The 17065-nt window shown below is 65.5% G+C and carries 13 protein-coding genes; 6 read left to right on the top strand and 7 right to left on the bottom strand.

Annotation, left to right across the window (positions count from 1 at the left end; genetic code table 11):
• The first annotated feature begins 26 nt into the window (after window positions 1-26).
• Complete coding sequence (locus CAG29_RS18350; protein ID WP_085694933.1) at window positions 27-710, top strand: Crp/Fnr family transcriptional regulator; 684 nt, start codon at window positions 27-29, stop codon at window positions 708-710.
• Window positions 711-817: 107 nt separating this feature from the next.
• Here CAG29_RS18350 and CAG29_RS18345 read toward each other — a convergent pair whose 3' ends face one another.
• The gene (locus CAG29_RS18345; protein ID WP_085582065.1) at window positions 818-1822 is read right to left on the bottom strand and encodes an AraC family transcriptional regulator; all 1005 of its coding nucleotides are present in this window, start codon (window positions 1820-1822) and stop codon (window positions 818-820) included.
• A gap of 100 nt (window positions 1823-1922) precedes the next feature.
• Here CAG29_RS18345 and CAG29_RS18340 point away from each other — a divergent pair, with 100 nt between their 5' ends.
• Window positions 1923-2999: a fatty acid desaturase gene (locus CAG29_RS18340; RefSeq protein WP_085694932.1), complete on the top strand. Its 1077-nt coding sequence runs from the start codon at window positions 1923-1925 to the stop codon at window positions 2997-2999.
• A 192-nt stretch (window positions 3000-3191) separates the two neighbouring features.
• Here CAG29_RS18340 and CAG29_RS18335 read toward each other — a convergent pair whose 3' ends face one another.
• From CAG29_RS18335 to CAG29_RS18325, 3 genes are read right to left on the bottom strand one after another with little or no spacing between them, the layout of a single operon-like run.
• Window positions 3192-4802, bottom strand: coding sequence for an arylsulfatase (locus CAG29_RS18335; RefSeq protein ID WP_085694931.1), 1611 nt, complete (start codon window positions 4800-4802; stop codon window positions 3192-3194).
• 14 nt (window positions 4803-4816) lie between these two features.
• Entirely contained in the window at window positions 4817-5632 is an 816-nt protein-coding gene (locus CAG29_RS18330) for an ABC transporter ATP-binding protein (protein ID WP_085694930.1), read from the bottom strand.
• Window positions 5629-7227 carry an ABC transporter permease gene (locus CAG29_RS18325; protein ID WP_085694929.1) on the bottom strand — a complete coding sequence of 533 codons (1599 nt, stop codon included), beginning with the start codon at window positions 7225-7227 and terminating at the stop codon, window positions 5629-5631. Before CAG29_RS18325 ends, CAG29_RS18330 begins: the two co-directional genes overlap by 4 nt.
• 313 nt (window positions 7228-7540) lie before the next feature.
• On the opposite strand from CAG29_RS18325, the gene CAG29_RS18320 reads away from it, so the two are divergent.
• Window positions 7541-8554: an ABC transporter substrate-binding protein gene (locus CAG29_RS18320; RefSeq protein ID WP_085694928.1), complete on the top strand. Its 1014-nt coding sequence runs from the start codon at window positions 7541-7543 to the stop codon at window positions 8552-8554.
• A gap of 66 nt (window positions 8555-8620) precedes the next feature.
• On the opposite strand, the gene CAG29_RS18315 is transcribed toward CAG29_RS18320, so the two are convergent.
• Window positions 8621-9541 (bottom strand): LysR family transcriptional regulator, encoded by a 921-nt coding sequence (locus CAG29_RS18315; protein ID WP_085694927.1) that lies wholly within the window; start codon window positions 9539-9541, stop codon window positions 8621-8623.
• A 181-nt stretch (window positions 9542-9722) separates the two neighbouring features.
• On the opposite strand from CAG29_RS18315, the gene CAG29_RS18310 reads away from it, so the two are divergent.
• Window positions 9723-10643, top strand: coding sequence for a TauD/TfdA family dioxygenase (locus CAG29_RS18310; protein ID WP_085582053.1), 921 nt, complete (start codon window positions 9723-9725; stop codon window positions 10641-10643).
• A 140-nt stretch (window positions 10644-10783) separates the two neighbouring features.
• Here CAG29_RS18310 and CAG29_RS18305 read toward each other — a convergent pair whose 3' ends face one another.
• Both CAG29_RS18305 and CAG29_RS18300 read right to left on the bottom strand, forming a co-directional pair.
• Window positions 10784-12400 (bottom strand): alkaline phosphatase family protein, encoded by a 1617-nt coding sequence (locus CAG29_RS18305; protein ID WP_085639483.1) that lies wholly within the window; start codon window positions 12398-12400, stop codon window positions 10784-10786.
• Window positions 12401-12642: 242 nt separating this feature from the next.
• Entirely contained in the window at window positions 12643-13587 is a 945-nt protein-coding gene (locus tag CAG29_RS18300; RefSeq protein WP_085694926.1) for a LysR family transcriptional regulator, read from the bottom strand.
• 165 nt (window positions 13588-13752) lie between these two features.
• On the opposite strand from CAG29_RS18300, the gene CAG29_RS18295 reads away from it, so the two are divergent.
• Together CAG29_RS18295 and CAG29_RS18290 are read left to right on the top strand one after the other, a co-directional pair.
• Window positions 13753-16113, top strand: a complete 2361-nt coding sequence (locus CAG29_RS18295; RefSeq protein ID WP_085639477.1) for a TonB-dependent receptor — start codon at window positions 13753-13755, stop codon at window positions 16111-16113.
• Between the two features lie 257 nt (window positions 16114-16370).
• Window positions 16371-16697, top strand: coding sequence for a hypothetical protein (locus tag CAG29_RS18290; RefSeq protein ID WP_085582046.1), 327 nt, complete (start codon window positions 16371-16373; stop codon window positions 16695-16697).
• Window positions 16698-17065: the final 368 nt, after the last annotated feature.

Below are 17065 nucleotides of genomic sequence, written 5' to 3'. Positions count from 1 at the left end.
GCAGGCGACAATCTTTGGGAGCGTTCATGGAAAAGGTCTGGCGCGAGCGTCTGATGACCGGGCAGTGGTTCAGCCATCTGCCGGCGTCCTTTCAGGATAGCCTGCTGGCGGCGGCCCGGGAGCGGCGGCTGGCGGCGGGGCAGCGGTTGTTCAGGCGCGGCGATCCGCCGTGCGGGCTGTACGCGGTGCTCGATGGCGCGGTGCGCATCGGCGCGGTCAGCGAGCACGGCAAGGAAGCGCTGCTGAGCCTGGTGGAGGCGCCGCACTGGTTCGGCGAGATCTGCCTGTTCGACGGCCAGCCGCGCACCCATGACGCCTACGCGGCGGGGCCGTGCACCCTGCTGAACATCCCTCAGGCCACCCTGCTGAAGCTGCTCGACGAGCATCCGCAGCACTGGCGTCATCTGGCGCTGCTGATGAGCCAGAAACTGCGCCTGACCTTCATCAACCTCGAACAGCTGAGCCTGCTCCCGGCCCCGGCGCGCCTGGCCCACCGTCTGCTGATGATCGCCGAAGGCTACGGCGAGCTCGACCCGCCCCGCCGCGTGCTGCAACTGCCGCAGGAGCAACTGGCGTCGATGCTGTCGCTGTCGCGCCAGACCACCAACCAGATCCTCAAGGACCTGCAGGGGCAGGGGATCATCGGCTTGGGCTACGGCGAAATCGAGATTCTCGATGCCGAGCGGCTGAGGGCCCTGGCCACGATCTGACAAGTGCGCGGGATCACCTGTGGGAGCGATGGCGTGAGGTCTGTCACCGGCGATGTCGGATCAACGACCGCCATCGCGAGCCGGCTCGCTCCCGCCGTGTGCAGGCGTCAGCGCAACTGATCGCGGAACTGCCCCGGCGTCATCCCCGTCCAGCGCTTGAACGCGCGGCTGAAGCTGCTGGTGTCGGCGAAGCCCAGCAGGTAGCTGATTTCGCTCAGCGAGCAGTGCGGATCGCGCAGGTGCAGCAGCGCGAGGTTCTCGCGGCTTTCGTTGAGCAGCGTGTCGAACCGGCAGCCTTCGTCCGCCAGGTGCCGCTGCAGGCTGCGCAGGCTCAGGTGCAGGGCCTGGGCGATGCGTTCGGCGCCGGGTTCGCCTTCGGGCAGTTGCTCTTCGATGGCGTCGCGCACCTTGCGCTCCCAGGTCAGCGGCTTGAGCTGGGCGAGGGTGCGGTTGAGCACCGCCTCGTTGTGCTCGGCCAGTTCCGGGTTGGCGTCGTCCAGGTGGCTGTCGAAGTCGGCGAGGGCGAACTCCAGCCGGTCTTCTTCGGCGGCGAAATGCACCGGGGCGCGGAACACCTTGTGCCACGGGTGGGCGTCGGTCGGTTCCGGGCGGCGCAGGTACACCGCCAGCGGCGCGTAATCGCGGCCCAGGCGGTTGCGGCAGGTGCGCACGTAGATCGCGGCGAAGGCGTCGATGGCTTCGAACGCCGGAGCCGGGTTGCCGGCGGGTACGTTCAGGCGGAAGCGGTAGCGGTCCTCGTCGCGGGTGAGCTCCAGCTCCAGGGCATCGCTGACCACCGGGTGATAGCGCACGATCCGCTCGAACACTTCCCGCAAGCTGCCGCTGGCCACCAGCGCATAGCCCAGGGCATGGAACGTCGTGGGGCTGACGAAGCGCGACACCCGCAGGCCGATGGCCGGGTCGCCGCTGACCTGCACGGCGATCTCCCACAGGCGCGTGGTGCCGGACAGCGGGTAGCGGGCGTTCGGATCGTCCATCAACTGCGGGTCGAGCCCCGCCTGCCGGCACAGGTCGGTGCTGTCGAGCCCCAGCGCGTCGAGTTGCTTGCGCAGGGCACGGGTCCAACTGGCGAGGGAGGTCGGTTCCTTCATGTCGATTGGCGCTTCCGGTCAACAGGTTGGCGTTCTCGGCTACCGCGTCCGGCCCCGCCCCAAGGCAGGATGCGGACATCGATAACCAGAGGATGGAAGCATGCACCGTACTTCTGCAAGTCCCCAGCGACACAATGACACCCAGCGCGCGGCGCACATTCGCCAGGTGGTGCTGGCCAGAGGCGCCGAACTGCGCGAGCGCTACCCCGTTCTGAACCGTCAGGACGCCCTCGGCGCCGGGATCCTGGCCTTCGCGCTGGTGGGAATGACCGCGTCGGCGGCGCTGTACATCACCGGCCACCTGGCCTGGTGGGCGTGCCTGCTGCTCAACGGCTTCTTCGCATCGCTGACCCACGAGCTGGAGCACGACCTGATCCACAGCATGTACTTCCGCAAGCGGCGGGTGCCGCACAACCTGATGATGGCGCTGGTCTGGCTGGCGCGGCCGAGCACCATCAACCCGTGGATCCGCCGCCACCTGCACCTCAACCACCACAAGGTGTCCGGCACCGAAACCGACATGGAAGAGCGGGCGATCACCAACGGCGAACCGTGGGGCCCGGCCCGGCTGCTGATGGTGGGCGACAACGTGATGTCGGCGTTCATCCGCATGCTGCGGGCCAAGACCTGGGCGCACAAGGTCAGCATCCTCAAGCGCTCGCTGAAGGTCTACGCGCCGCTGGCGCTGCTGCATTGGGGCGCGTGGTACGTGTTCCTCGGCTTCCACGGAGCCAACGGCGTCGCCTGGCTGCTGGGCTCGACCATCGACTGGTCGGCGACCACGCTGTCGGTGATGCAGGTGATCGACATCGCCGCCGTGGTGATCATTGGCCCGAACGTGCTGCGCACGTTTTGCCTGCATTTCATCAGCTCGAACATGCATTACTACGGCGATGTGGAGCCGGGCAACGTGATCCAGCAGTGCCAGGTGCTGAACCCTTGGTGGCTGTGGCCGCTGCAGGCGTTCTGCTTCAACTTCGGCAGCACCCACGGGATCCATCATTTCGTGGTCAAGGAGCCGTTCTACATCCGTCAGATGACCGCACCGGTGGCGCACAAGGTGATGCGCGAGATGGGGGTGCGGTTCAACGACTTCGGCACGTTCGGGCGGGCGAACCGGTTTGTGCGCAAAGAAGGCGCGGTGGTGCGGGAGGAGGCGGGTACGGCCAGGGTCTGAGGGGAGAACTCACTGGCGCCATCGCCAGCAGGCTGGCTCCCACAGGTACTGCGCAGATACACAGCAACGCAGATCACTCCGGAGCCCTGTGGGCGCTTGGCGGCAAGCGATGGGGCCGGTACGGCCAGCGCTTCCGGCATCTGACCCTCCGCCATCGCCAGCAGTGTGAGAGCGGGCGTGCTCCAGGCGCCCTCAATCCGGCTGGAACGGCGACTCGCTCAGGATCACTCCGGTCTCTTCCACGTAGCGCTGCCAATGGCCGATCAATGCCTCAAGTTTCTCCGGCCGGTCCTGCGCCAGGTCGTGGATCTCCCCCGGATCCGCCGCCAGGTCATAGAGCTGCCAGGTCGCCGGCCCCACCGGGCCCGGGATGTAGACCGCTTTCCAGTGCCCCTGGCGGATCGCCCGGCGCCCGAACAGCTCCCAGCCGGTGACGGTGTGTTCGTCATGCACCTGCGCCGTCTCGCCGGACAGGAAGCCCAGCCACGATTTGCCCCGCAGCGGCGCCACCGGTTTGCCGCGCCACTGCTTGCCGGGATGGCGCACGCCGGCCAGGTCGAGGATGGTCGGGGCGATGTCCATGACCGTGCCGAAGCCGTGGCTGATCTGCCCGCCGACCGGCAGCGGCGGGTAATGCAGCAGCGCCGGCACGCGGATCCCGCCTTCGGTGGTGAAGGCCTTGAACAGCCGCGACGGCGCCGTGGCCACCTGGGCCCAGCTCGGCCCGTACCAGACGTAGGAGTTGGCGCGGCCGATGTTGTCCAGGCTGTTGTCGTAGTGCCGGTCGAGGAAGGTCAGCAGCTGCGGGCCGAATTTCGGGAAGGCCTCCAGCAGCGCGCCTTCGGCGCCGTTGTCGGACATGAACAGGATGAACGTGTTATCGAGCTGCCCCTGCTGGCGCAGGTAGTCGACGACCCGGCCGATGTTCCAGTCCATGCGCTCGACCATTGCCGCGTAGACCTCCATGGCCCGGGCGGAGATCTGCCGTTGCCGGTCGCTCAAGGCTTCCCACTGCGCGTTCAGCTGGATCAGCGGATGCGGCTCGACGTCCGTCTCGATCAACCCCAGCGCCTTGAGTTTCTCTAGCCTTTCGAGGCGCAGGGCCTCGGGGCCGGCGTCGTAGCGGCCGCGGTATTTTTCGACGATCTCAGCCGGCGCCTGCAACGGCCAGTGCGGCGCGGAAAACGGCAGGTAGGCGAAGAACGGTCGGGTCTGGTCACGTTCCTTCAGGTAGTGCAGCAGCTTGTCGCCAAACGCATCGGAGGAATAGAAGTCCTTGGGCAACGCGTCGAGGAAGGTATCGTCCTCGATGTACAGCGCCGGGGTGGACTTGAGCAGGCGCGGCGTGTCGTCCTGGTACGGCGGCTCGAAACCGTAGTGGTTGGCCGCGCCCGGCAGCAGCGAGAACGAACGCTCGAAACCCCGGGCGTGGGGGGCCAGCTCGGCGGTCAGGCCCAGGTGCCACTTGCCGCTCATCAGGGTTTGGTAGCCCGCTTCGCGCAGCAGCTCCGGCAGCGCCACCACGCGGTCGTTGAGGTGGCCCTCGTAGCCGGGCTTGCCGATCAGGTCCGGCGTCAGCGCCTCGGCCATGGTGCCGATCCCGGCGATGTGGTGGTCGGTGCCGGTGAGCAGCATCGAACGGGTCGGCGAGCAGGTCGGCGCGGTGTGGAAATCGGTCAGGCGCAGGCCGTTCTCGGCCAGGGCATCGAGGTTCGGCGTGGCGATCTCGCCGCCGAAGGCGCCGATGTCGGAGAAGCCGAGGTCATCGGCCAGGATCACCAGGAAATTGGGGCGTTGCGGCATCGGCAGACTCCTGTTCAGTAGGCAATGAAAGACAGCGGCAGATCGCGGATCTGCACCGCCGGGGCAGGCAGGTAGTGACCGTCGCCGGTCAGTTCGTGCAGCAGTTCCTCGCGCAGTTGGTGGAAGTCGAAGCCGCTGCGCTGGCGGGGACGGGGCATGGCGATGTCCACCACTTGCTTGATCCGTCCCGGCCGCGGCTCCATCACCACCACCCGGTCGGCCAGGAAGATCGCTTCCTCGACATCGTGGGTGACCAGGATGGTGGTGATCTTCGCCCGGTCGCGGATGGCCAGCAGTTCGTCCTGCATCTGCTGGCGGGTCAGCGCGTCGAGGGCGCCGAAGGGTTCGTCGAGCAGCAGGATCCGCGGGCTCGCCACCAGCCCGCGGGCGATGGCCACGCGCTGCGCCATGCCGCCGGAGAGCTGGTGCGGGTAGGCGCGGGCGAAGTCGCGCAGGCCCACCAGTTCGATGAAACTGTCGATGCGCCGCTGCTTCTCGGCGGCGCCGAGGGGCTCGTTGACCAGGCCCAGGCCGATGTTGTCGGCCACCGTCAGCCACGGGAACAGGCGGTGCTCCTGGAACACGATGCCGCGTTCGCTGCCGACGCCGGTGACGGCCTTGCCGTCCACGGTGATCTGCCCGCGGAACGCGGTGTCCAGGCCCACCAGCAAGCGCAGCAGGGTGGATTTGCCGCAGCCGCTGGAGCCGACGATGGCGACGAACTCGCCCTCGGCGATGTCGAGGTTGAATTCGCGGATCGCCTCCAGTTCGAAGCCGTCGACGTCAAAGGATTTGCCGACGTGGGTGAAGCTGACAATCGGTGCGTTCATGCGTGTCTCCAGCGGGTGGCGCGGATTTCCAGGCGTTGGCCGATGAGGTTGAGGAGGGCGCCGGTGAGGCCGACCAGCAGCATTCCGGCCATGATCAGGTCCATGCGCAGCAGTTGCTGGGCGCCGATCATCTGGCTGCCGATGCCGCCGTTGGACGGCATGAAGTATTCGGCGCCGATGGTGCCGAGCCATGCGTAGATCAGGCTCAGGCGCAGGCCGGCGAAGATGCCCGGGGCCGCGCCCGGCAGCACCAGCCGGCGCAGGCGCTGGCCGAGGTTCAGGCGCAGCGCCTGCGCCGCTTCGTTGAGCTGCGGCGACAGGTTGGCGACGCTGCGCTGGGTGGCGACGAACAGCGGGAAGAACGCGGCGAGGGCCACGAACACCCACTTGGCCAGTTCGCCCAGACCGAACCACGCGGTGAGCAGCGGCACCCAGGCGAAGATCGCGATCTGCCGCAGGGCGGCGAGGGTCGGGCCGACCAAGCGTTCGGCGCTGCGCGACAGACCCAGCAGCAAGCCCAGCGCCAGGCCGAGCCCGCCGCCGATCAGCAGGCCGCCCAGGGTGCGGCCCAGGCTCAGGGCCATGCCGCCGATCAACGTGCCGTCGCGCAGGCCGTTACGGGTGGCCTCCAGCACGGTCAACGGGCTGACCAAGAGGTTGGCGTCGATCCACTGCCCGTCGCTCGCCGCCTGCCACAGCGCCAGCAGGCCCAGGGGCAGCAGCCACGGCTGCACACGCTGCCAGCCCCGGTAGCGGGGGCTCCGGCGGATTTCGGCGGTGGCCGGGTGCGGCCAGTGCACCAGCCGGCTGTCGAGCAGGCCGATGCCGCGGTCCATCGCCACGCCGAACAGGCCGATGACCACGATGCAGACGAACACGATGTCGAGCATGAACAGCTGCCGCGCCCAGACCATCAGGTAGCCGATGCCTTCGCTGGAGGCCAGCAGCTCCACCGCCAGCAGCGACGTCCAACCGGCCGCCAGGGCCAGGCGTACGCCGGCCATGAACGCCGGCAGCGCAGCGGGCAGGATCAGGCGGCGGATCAGCAGGTGCGGCGGCAGGCGCAGCACGGTGGCGGCGTCGCGCAGCTTCGGTTGCGCATCGCGCACGCCGACCAGCGTGTGCAGCGTCACCGGCACCACGATGGCCTTGACCAGCACCACCAGCTTGAGTGTTTCGCCGATGCCGAAGACCACCATGAACAGCGGGATCCACGCCAGCGTCGGCACCTGGGCGAGCCCGGCGAACGTCGGGAATATCAACCGTTCGAGCGGCCGGCTGAAACCCAGTGCCGCGCCCAGCGCCGCGCCGGTCGAAACGCCGGCCAGCAGGCCCCAGAGCAACCGCTGCAGGCTGATCCACAAATGGCTCCACAATTCACCCCGGGACAGTTCGAGCGCACTGCTCCAGACCAGGGATGGTGCCGGCAGGATCTGCTCACTCATCCATTGGTTGCGCGCCCCCAGCCACCAGAGGGCGAACAGGCTGAGCGGCAGCAGCCAGGGCAGCAGGCGTTGGCTCAGCGTCGGCCAGGGCCGCCGGGGTTTGAGCGACGGCGCCGGTAGCGGCAGGCTGAGCAGGGAGTCTCGGGCCATGGTTGACCTCCGTTGTCGGGTTGCATGGCAGACCGCTGCGTGTGCGGAAGCGGTGTATGCAAAATCGATATATAAACAATTGATTCAATGCTATTGGGAGATAAGCCAGACCATTTAAGGCCTGCAGCCCTGACGCATCCAATGCATTCGGAGAATATTTTCGATGCTGTTTTTGCATACGGGCCCAGGAGCCCCGACGCCGCCTGCTTAGCTTAAAAAGCTATAAAAATGTGCATTTATAGTATTTATGTGCAGAAGGCCATTGCGCCTACGTTCGGCTCCTCAATGCCCGCCGCAATCAGGAGCCGCGCCCATGAACCTTCCCTTCAAACGTGTCACCCGTCTGTTTGCCGCCTCTGCGCTGGCGGGGTTGTTCGCCTTCACCGCCCACGCCGATGAACTCAAGGAAATCCGCATCGCCGTGCCCGACCTCAGCGCCGGCACCCAGCACAGCGGCGGCGGCATCGTCGACGTGCTGCGCGATCAGCAGGTCTTCGAGAAGGCTTTCGCCGAGCAGGGGATCAAGATTCAGTGGAGCTTCTTCAAGGGGGCAGGTCCTGTGATCAACGAGGCGTTCGCCAACGGCCAGGTGGATCTGGCCTACCTGGGCGACCTGGCGGCGATCATCGGCAAGTCCAACGGTCTCGACACCCGCCTGCTCAGCGCGACCGCCCGTGGCGTGAAGCAGTACCTGGGCGTGGTGCCGGGGTCGGGGATCAAGACGCTGCAGGACCTTAAAGGCAAGCGCGTGGCGATCTTCCGCGGCACCGCGACGCAGCTGTCGTTCGATGCGGCGCTGGCCAGCCAGGGCCTGAGCGAGAAGGACGTGAAAGTCATCAACCTCGACTTCAACGCGGCGGTGGCCGCCTTGGCGGCCAAACAGATCGATGCGTCGTGGGGCAGCTCCGGGCTGACCGCGCTTCAAGCCAAGGGACTGGCCGAACTGCCGCTCAACACCAAGGACTTGGGCGGCGCCGGCAGCGTGCAGGCGGTGCTGGTGGGCACCGGCAAGTTCGTCGATGCCCATCCCTACGTCGTAGCCAAGCTGCTCAAGGCCCAGCAGCAGGCGGTAGACTGGCTGACCCAGGACAGCAACAAGGACGCCTATGTGCAGTTGGTCTCGGGGTTGGCCAGCTATCCGCCGGTGATCCTGACCCAGGACCTGAAGGATCAGAGACTGAGTGAAGTGTTCCCCTCGACGCTGGATCCAGTGTTCCTCGGCAAGCTGCAGGACGCGGTGGATCTGGCGGCGCAGCAGAAGCTGATCCGCAAGCCGTTCAAGGTCAATGACTGGGTGGCACCGGGGCTGGCGGCTGCCGGGCTCTGAACCGGTGGCGGCAGGGCTGGCCTCATCGCCAGCAGGCTGGCTCCCACAGGGACGTGGATGACAGCCCTAGACCGCGACGCCGAGGGCCTGCCTGTCCAGCGTCACCAGCGTCTCGATCATCGCCCGCGCCGCCGGCGACAGGCGGAAGCCGGTGCGGCTGACGATCCCGCACCGGGCGTTCATGCTTTCCAGGTTCTGCGGCAGGTTGCGCCAGTGCAGCAGTGCCAGCGAGCCCTGGGCGATGTCCTGTTCGAACGCCTCTTCGGTGCCCACGCCGATGGCGTTGGACTGCAGTACCACCTTGACCAGCGCCGGGAAATGCTCGGTCTCGATGGTCGGTGAAAAGTCGACCCGGCCGCTGAGGTTCGCCAGCAGTTTGCGGATGCCCGGCGGGATCATCGTGGTCGCCAGCGGGTAGTCGAACATGTCGTTGGTCGACAGGCTTTCCTTGGCCAGCAGCGGATGCCCCGGCCGGCAGAAGAATACCCCGCGCTTGGGCGTCAGCGCCTGGGTCTGGAAGTTGGGGTCGGCCTCGAAATGGCGGATGTCGGCGATGAAGAATTCGATCTCCTCGCGGCTCAGGGCGCGGCTGAGCTTTTCCCAGTTGTCCACCTGAAAGCAGGTGCGCACCTTGGGGTGCGAATTGACGAACTGCGCCACCGCATCCGGCACCAGTTTCACCGCCGGCGCAGGGCCGCAGCCGAAGCGCAGTTCGCCGGCGTCGAGCTTGGTCATCTGCGTCACTTCGGCGCTGAGCAGCGCCGCGCCCTGCACCAGGGTGAGGGCGTGCTGCAACACCACTTGGCCTTCCGGGGTGGGGCGCAGATCCTTGTTGCCGCGGTCCACCAGCACGCAGCCGAACTCCTGCTCCAGCCCTTGGATGCTGCGGCTGAACGCCGGTTGGGTGATCCCCATCGCGTCCGCCGCGCGGACGAAGCTGCGGTGTTCGTTGAGGGCGATGAAGTAGCGCAATTGGCGAAGATCCATATGCTTTTCCGGCATCCTAAAAATAGCGCGAAGGCATTTGCGACGAGGGTTGATCGAGGTTTTAAATGCAAGCTCTTATTCCGTCAACGAAGCACGTGAATATCTATTAGATGTAAATAGAATATAGATAGAGCGTTGCTTCGCTGCCGGCCAACCGCAAGCAGATGATGAGGGTCGATCCATGAGCAATGCCGCACTCGCTGTAAAACCCGCTGTCCAGGCGCTGGACATCCATCCGGTGGCCGGCCGCATCGGCGCCGAGATCCGTGGCGTGCAACTGTCCGGTGAGCTGGACGCCGCCACCGTCGAAGCCATCCAGCAGGCGCTGGTGCAATACAAGGTGGTGTTCTTCCGCGAGCAGACCCAGCTCGACGACCAGCGCCAGGAGGCGTTCGCCCACTTGCTCGGCGAACCGGTGGCGCATCCCACCGTGCCGTCCCGCGAGGGCACCCGCTACCTGCTGGAGCTGGACGGCGCCGAGGGCCAGCGCGCCAACTCGTGGCACACCGACGTGACCTTCGTCGAGGCCTACCCCAAGGCCTCCATCCTGCGTTCGGTGGTGGCGCCGGCCTTCGGCGGCGACACCCTGTGGGCCAACACCGCCACCGCCTACAGCGAACTGCCGGCGGAGCTGCGGGAGCTGGCGGACAAACTGGTGGCCGTGCACAGCAACGAGTACGACTACGCGGCGGTGAAGCCGCACGTGTCGGCGGAGAAGCTGGAGCGCTACCGCAAGATCTTCACCTCGACCGTGTACGAGACCGAACACCCGGTAGTGCGGGTGCACCCGGTCAGCGGCGAGAAGAGCTTGCTGCTGGGGCATTTCGTCAAACGCATCAAGGGCTATTCCCAGGCCGATTCGGCGCACCTGTTCGGGTTGCTGCAGAGCCATGTGATCCGCCAGGAGAACACCGTGCGCTGGCGCTGGAAGGCCGGCGACGTGGCGATCTGGGACAACCGTTCGACCCAGCATTACGCGATCGACGACTACGGCACCCAGGACCGGGTGGTGCGCCGCGTGACGCTCAAGGGCGAAGTGCCGGTGGGGGCTTCCGGGCAGCGCAGCCGGACCGTCAAAGGGGCTGAAAGCGTCGGTGCCTGATCTGGCCTCATCGCAGGCAAGCCTGCTCCCACAGGGGCTGCGGCGAACGCAGGTCCTGCGACCGACGACCGGTGGGAGCGGCGGTGCGCCGATTCGACTTGCCCGCGAAGGCAATGGGGCGGCCAACGAAGTGGCCGCCTTCACCACACGCCGATCTGCACGGCTTTCTCAGTGCCGGGCTCGCCGTAGCGGAACCGTTGCCCGCGCTCATCGATTTCCCGGTGGCTGATGGTGGTGCGCCGCTTCAGCCCGCGCAGCCACTCGAACAGATACCCCGCATGTTCCTCCCGCACCGCCGCGTACGCCGGCTCCTCCCCTAGGTCGCGCAGTTCCTGCGGGTCGTTCGACAGGTCGAAAAGCTGCGGCCGGAAGCCGTCGTAGGCCAGGTATTTCCAGCGTTCGCTGCGCACCATGGTCATGCGGCAGCGGTCGATGGGCCGGCCCAGCCGCTCCCGCGCGGGGGCCTGGAAGGCGTAGTCGTATTCGCTGATCGCGTAACGGCGCCACGCGGGACGCTCGCCGTGCAGCAGGGGAATCAACGAGCGCCCTTCCAGCCGGTGCTCGGCACCCGGCAGGCCCAATGCTTCCAGGAACGTCGGCAGCGCGTCGATGGTTTCCGTCAGTCGTTCGTCCACCGAGCCCCGGGTGATGTCCGCCGCCGCGCGCGGGTCGCGCACGATCAGCGGCACGCCCACCGCCTGCTCCAGCAGGAACTCCTTCTCCCCCAGATAGTGGTCGCCGAGAAAGTCGCCGTGATCGCTGGTGAACACGATCAGCGTGTCCTCCCAGTGCCCGTTGCTTTGCAGGAAATCGAACAATCGGCCGAGGTGGTCATCGATCTGCTTGACCAGGCCCATGTACGCAGGAATGACGTTCTGCCGTACTTCATCCCGGGAGAAGTTCAGGCTTTCTTCGTGTTGGCGGAAGGCGTTGTAAACCGGGTGGTTGCTGGCGTTTTCGGGGGCGGCGCGCACCGGTTCGAGAATCGATTTCGTACTGTACAAGGCGTGGTACGGCGATGGTACGATATAAGGCCAATGAGGCTTTATGAAGGATAGGTGCAAACACCAGGATTGCCCGTTTTGTTCGTTGATGAAGTCGATGGCGCGATCGGTGGTGAAAGCGGTCTCCGAATGCCGTTCGGGGATGCGGGCCGGCAAGTGCGCATGGCGCATGTGCCAGCCGCTGAGGATTGCGCCGCTCTCGCCTTCGGCGGCGTTGGCCCAGTCGTGCCAGGGGTTGCGGCCGCCGAAGCCGTGGCTGCGCAGGTAATGGGTGTAGGGGGCGGATTCGCGCTTGTCGTCGAACAGCGGGTCGTCGGGGTAGATGCCGTCATGCCGCAGGTAAGGCTCGAAGCCGACTTCGTTGAGCGCCCGGGCATGGTCGCCGTCGGGATCGAGCGCCAGCCGCTGCAGGCCGTCCAGGTTCGGCGTCGCATGGGTCTTGCCCACCAGCGCGGTGCGGATGCCGTGGGGGCGCAGGTAGTCGCCCAGGGTCAGTTCATCCAGCGGCAGCGGCACGGCGTTCCAGGCCACCTGGTGGCTGCTGACGTAGCGCCCGGTGTAGGCCGACATCCGCGACGGGCCGCAGATCGTGCCTTGGGTGTAGGCACGGCTGAAGCGCACGCCGGTGGCGGCGAGGCGGTCGATGTTCGGGGTGTGCAGGTGCGGATGGCCGTAGCAGGACAGGTAATCGCGGCGCAGTTGGTCGCACATGATGTACAGCACGTTGCGCACGGGTTTTGGCGGGTTGGGCATGGGGCTCACCGGTCAGAGGGACAGGCGGCTTTTTTCGCTGCGGTCGGGGCCGTTCGGCAAGTGCATTCGGGGAATGCCGGTCATGCAGGGATTGCATCGGCTCGGCGGTCTTGCCCCGATCCTGCGGTGCCTTTACTGACGCCATCGCCAGCAGGCTGGCTCCCACAGGGTTCTGCGCTGATCACCGATCCGGGTACGGCCGCGCCCTTTGTGGGAGCCTGCCTGCTGGCGATGGCGGCGGATCAGACCGCCAGCCCGTCGAGCGAGCACATCCCTTCGTCCAGCGCATCGATCTCGCGGATCTGCGCCACCATCGCCTTGGCCAGCGGTGACAGGCGATACCCCGCCCGGCTGACGATCCCGTAGCGGGTGTACAGCTCCTCCAGGTCATCGGCCAACCCTTCGATCTTCAGGCACACCAACTCGTCCCGGGCCCGGTGCAGCGCGTCGGAGTATTCGCCGACGATACCCACCGCATCCGAGCGCAGCACCACGCCGAGCAGGCTGGCGCTGTTTTCGCATTCGACGTTCGGCGTGAAGTCCGGGCGGCCGCTGAGGTCGACGATCACTTTGCGCAGGTTAGGCGGGCGGATGCTCACCGCCATCGGATAACTCATCAACTCGGCGGCGCTGAGCCGCTCCCGCGCCGCCAACGGATGCCCGGCGCGGCAGCAGAAATGCCATTTGCGCGGACGCAGGCGGTGGGTCAGGTAGTCCGGATCGGCCTCGAAATGCCGGGTGTCGGCGACGAAGAACTCGAACTCTTCGCTGTGCAGGCGTTTGCTCAGGCTCTGCCAGTCATCGACCTGGTAATGCACACGCGCCTTGGGGTAGCGCCCGATGAAGCGGCCGACGGCCCGGGGGATGAGCCCCGCCGCCGGCGCCGGGCCGCAGCCGAAGCGCAGCTCGCCCGCCTCGAGGCCGTTGAACTGGCTGATCTCGTTGGCCATCTGCTGCGCGCCGCTGACCAGCCGTCGCGCATGCTCCAGCAGCACCAGGCCTTGCTTGGTCGGCGGCAGATCCTTGCGCCCCCGGTCGACCAACTGGCAGCCGACGCTGTGCTCCAGCGCCTGGATGCTGCGGCTGAACGCTGACTGCGACAGGTTCACCGCCTGCGCGCCGGCGACGAAGCTGCGTTGTTCGGCAAGGGCGATGAAGTGACGTAACTGTCGCAAGTCGATATGCATTTTTCACATAAAAAATATCCGGGAAATGCATTGGATATGCATTAGGTCGACTCCTTATAAAGGCAATCTCTTATGCAGTAAAAGTTTGTAAATCAATATACAAATAACTTTGAAGAATATGCAGCGCCGGATCGGCCTGTGCGTTCTTTGACCAGGAGCCGCCTCATGAGTCCGTTGAACCCCGCCACTGCGCTGCCGCCCCGACGGCTCAAACGCTTGCCCTTGGCCTTGTTGCTGGCCGGGAGCGCCAACTGGAGCGCGGGCTACGCCGCCGATCCGCAAACGCCGGCGCCCGTTCCGGCCGGCAAGGGCGCCACTGCCGATTCACAGCTGGAAACCGTGACCGTCACCACCCGCCGCCGGGAGGAAAGCGCCCAGGATGTGCCGACGCCGATGAGCGTGGTCAGCGGCCAGACCCTGGAGACCCAGCGGGTGTACCGGATCCAGGACCTTCAGCAACTGGTGCCCAGCGTCAACGTCGCCTACATGCATGCGCGCCAGTCCAGCGTGTCGATCCGCGGCCTGGGCAACAACCCGGCCAGCGACGGGCTCGAAGGCAGCGTCGGGCTGTACATCGACAACGTGTACCTGGGCCGTCCGGGGATGGCGGTCTTCGACCTGATGGACATCGAGCAGCTCGAAGTGCTGCGCGGGCCCCAGGGCACGCTGTTCGGCAAGAACACCACCGCCGGGGTGATCAACATCGGCACCCGCGCACCGAGCTTCACCCCGGAGCGCAGCATCGAGACCTCGGTCGGCGAGGATGGCTACTTCCAGACCAAGGGCACGATTTCGGGGCCGCTCAACGATCAGTTGGCCGGGCGCTTTTCCGCCTACCGCACCCGCAGCGACGGCGACATCAAGAACGAGTTCAACGGGCACGACCTCAACGGCGGTTCCCGCGACGGCTTCCGCGCGCAGTTGCTGTTCAAGCCCAACGAGTCCTTCAACCTGCGCTGGATCGGCGACTACAACGAAGAGGACTCCAGCGCCGGCACCCGCGTGCTCTACAGCACCGGGCCGACCATCAACGGCGTGAACGTCTATTCGGCACGGGCAGCGGCTGCGGGCGCGACCCTGGTCAACGGTTCGCACCGCAAGGTCAACCTGGACAACGACCAGCACGTCACCGTGCACCAGGGCGGCACGTCGGTGGAGGCCAACTGGACGCTGCCGAGCGATTTCACCCTGACCTCGGTCAGCTCCTACCGGTTCTGGAACTTCACCCCGCGCAACGACGACGGTCTCAATGTCCCGGCCACCTACAACGCCGGGGTGTCGGTGGAGGACAAGCAGTATTCCCAGGAATTGCGCCTGGCGTCGCCCAAGGGCGAGTTCTTCGATTACGTGCTTGGCGCCTACTACTTCGGCTCGGACCTGGACAACAAATCCTTCGCCTACTACGGCCCGCAGGCGGACATCTGGAACGGCACGCCGCGCGGTGCGCTGGCCAACGTCGACACGGTCGGCCACGGCCACATCAAGACCGACAGCTTCGCGCTGTTCGCCCAGGGCACCTGGCACCTGACCGAGCGCCTGGACTTCACCGCCGGGGTGCGCGGCACCTACGAAGAGAAGAACGCCTGGGTCGACCGCGACGCGCCCCGTGGCGGCGCTGCGGTGACCGGTGCAGCGGCCACGGCGCGGCGCGGCCGGGTCGGCGCCTACGATTCCGGCGACCTCAACCAGTACAGCTCCAGCCCCTCCGGACTGCTCAACCTGAGCTACCGGTTCAGCGATGAACTGCTGGGCTACGCCACGCTGTCCCACGGCGAAAAGTCCGGCGGGGTCAACCTGGTGGTCGGATCGGCGCCGACGGCAGGTGCCGATTCGCTGCTGATCGGCACCGAACGCGCCAACAACGCCGAGCTCGGTTTCAAGAGCACGCTGTGGGATCGCCGCCTGCAACTCAACGCCAACGTGTTCTGGACGCAGGTCAACGCCTACCAGACCAACGCCTACGACGACGTCAACCGCGTGCAGTACCTGACCAACGCCGGTTCCGTGCGCTCGCGCGGGGTCGAGTTCGACAGCACGGTGATCCCGCTGCGCGGCCTGACGCTGAACTTCAACGGCTCCTTCAACGACGTCAGCTACCTCTCGTACAAGGATGCGCCGTGCCCGCCGGAAGTCAGCCTCGCGCCCGGAGCCCCGGCCTCTTGCGACCTCAGCGGCCACCAAGTGGTCGGCGCCTCGAAATGGATCGGCAACGCCAACGGCGAATACAAGTGGAACCTGGACAACGGCTTCGAACCCTACGTCACCGCCAGCTACGCGTTCCGCTCCAAGGCGGTGGGCACGGTGGAGGACTCGGACTTCGGCCAGATCCCGAGCTACGCGGTGGTCAACTTCTCCACCGGCCTGCGCGGCGACTTCAACCAGGGCCAGTGGGACGTGTCGCTGTGGCTGAAGAACGCCTTCGACAAGACCTACTACACGACGCTGTGGACGGGCGGCAACGGTGGCTATGAGGGCTTGCTCGGCACCCCGCGGACGTTGGGTGTGACGGGCCGTTATGACTTTTGACGGGGCGTGTCGATATGACAGTTATGACAGCCGTTATACATCGGCGGCAGGGGTGTAGAGGTTTGTCGGAGGAGGCTTAATACTTTGGTGCAAAGTATGCCGGGTGTTCATAGTTGTTATTGCGAATTCGTTGGTAAATAGCCCGTTATATGCGTGGACAATCGGTCATTCTCGAACCATCCTGAGTGCCGTGAGTTTCCAGGAGGAAACTTGCTCTCATCGGAAGATACTTAACCAACGATTAAGGAAATCTCGTTATGTCGAGCATTAATGGCACTTATGTAAACGCTAACGCTGGCGCCAAACTGACGATTACCGATGGCAACGACTCCAACGGCACCTTCAGCGGCCGGTTCAGCCAGAACGGCGTGAACTACGACATCGCATACGGGCACTACCACTTCCAGAACAGCACCGGGCAGCCTACGATCATCACCTTCGCGGCCCTCAATGACGGCACCGGCTATCAGGCCTGGACACTGTTCTCGCCAGACCACAACTACTCGAAAGTGCGCGCGGTGGGTTCGCGCAACAACTTTGACGGCGACGTGGTCGGCCTGGCCGGGGAGTTCGTGAAACAATAATGACGCCGCAGTAATAAAAGCCGATGCATTAACCTGCATCGGCTTTTTTGTTTTCTTTCATGAAACAGCAACTATTCATTTCGCATTAGTTGTCCCCGCTTCTTGGGTCGCCTGTAAAACACATGCCTTGGATGAATACTTTTCATGCCTCAAAGGCATGCGGTTTTCCATCCTCCGCTACAGCCCTTGCGGGACGTGGCCTTGGCGGAAATGACCGTTTCTTATATTCCATATAAGTCTATTCATAACATCAAAGATTACTTTCGGAGATAAGCGACTGGCCTAATGATGGGGTCGTCGATGGGCCGTGGGGGATTCAACAAGCGGTTGTCGGCAGCTTTGGCAGAACGAGAACGCAAAAGAGACCG

The organism is Pseudomonas sp. B7(2017) (assembly GCF_002112745.1).
In the GTDB taxonomy this organism is placed as follows: Bacteria; Pseudomonadota; Gammaproteobacteria; order Pseudomonadales; family Pseudomonadaceae; genus Aquipseudomonas; species Aquipseudomonas ekonensis.
The sequence above is the reverse complement of the archived record's forward strand: the minus strand, read 5'-3'. Positions and strand labels throughout refer to the sequence as shown.